This window comes from Elstera litoralis, from assembly GCF_000963705.1.
Lineage (GTDB): Bacteria > Pseudomonadota > Alphaproteobacteria > Elsterales > Elsteraceae > Elstera > Elstera litoralis.
In genome coordinates this window covers 1-853 of record NZ_LAJY01000797.1, presented here as the reverse complement: position 1 = coordinate 853, position 853 = coordinate 1, and the positions used below count along the sequence as shown (strand labels likewise).

The following is an 853-nucleotide window of genomic DNA, read 5'->3' as shown; positions in this document are numbered from 1 at the left end:
GCTTCGAGTTTTCCGGCTCGGAAGCGGTGGGGAATATCTATGATCGCCTGCTGTCCTACGACTTCAAGGACGTGTCGATCATCAAAGGCCAAGTTGCGGAAAGCTGGGCTGTCGCCGAAGACGGGCTGACCTATACGTTTAAAATCCGCAAAGGCATGAAGTTCCATTCCGGCAATCCGGTCACCGCCGCCGATGCCGCCTATTCGCTGCACCGCGCCGTGGCTTTGAACAAGTCCCCTGCCTTTATTCTCACGCAGTTCGGCTTCACGAAGGATAATATGGCCGACCGCATCCGCGCGCCGGATGCCGAGACGCTGCTGATCCGCGTCGAAAAGCCGGTCGCGCCGAGCTTCTTCTACTATTGCCTCACCGCAACCGTCTCATCGGTGGTCGATTCGAAGCTGGTGAAGACGAAGGAAGCGAATGGCGATTTCGGCAATGAGTTCCTGAAAACCAATTCCGCCGCCTCCGGGGCCTATCTGCTGCGCTCGTGGAAGGCCAAGGAAAGCTACACGCTCGACGCCAACGAAAACTATTGGGCGGGCAAGCCGAAGAACAAGCGCGTCGTTGTCCGCCATATTGGCGAAGCCGCAACCCAGCGCCTGATGCTGGAAAAAGGCGACGTGGATTATGCGCGCAATCTCGAAAAAGACCAGATCATCGGCATTTCCGCCAACAAGTCGATCGTGCTCGATACGGGCGTGAAAGGCTCGTTGATGTATCTCGGTCTTAATCAGAAAAACCCGATTCTGGCGAAGCCGGAAGTGCGGCAGGCGTTGAAGCTGCTCGTCGATTATAAATCGGTCGAAGAGAATATTCTGAAGGGCACGCGCACGACGCATCAAGCCTTCCT

Annotated in this window: 1 protein-coding gene; it reads left to right on the top strand. The window is 56.3% G+C overall.

Features of this window, described 5'->3' with window-relative positions; genetic code table 11:
- On the top strand, positions 1-853 hold an 853-nt coding region (locus VZ95_RS19845; protein WP_045777403.1), incomplete at both ends, for an ABC transporter substrate-binding protein.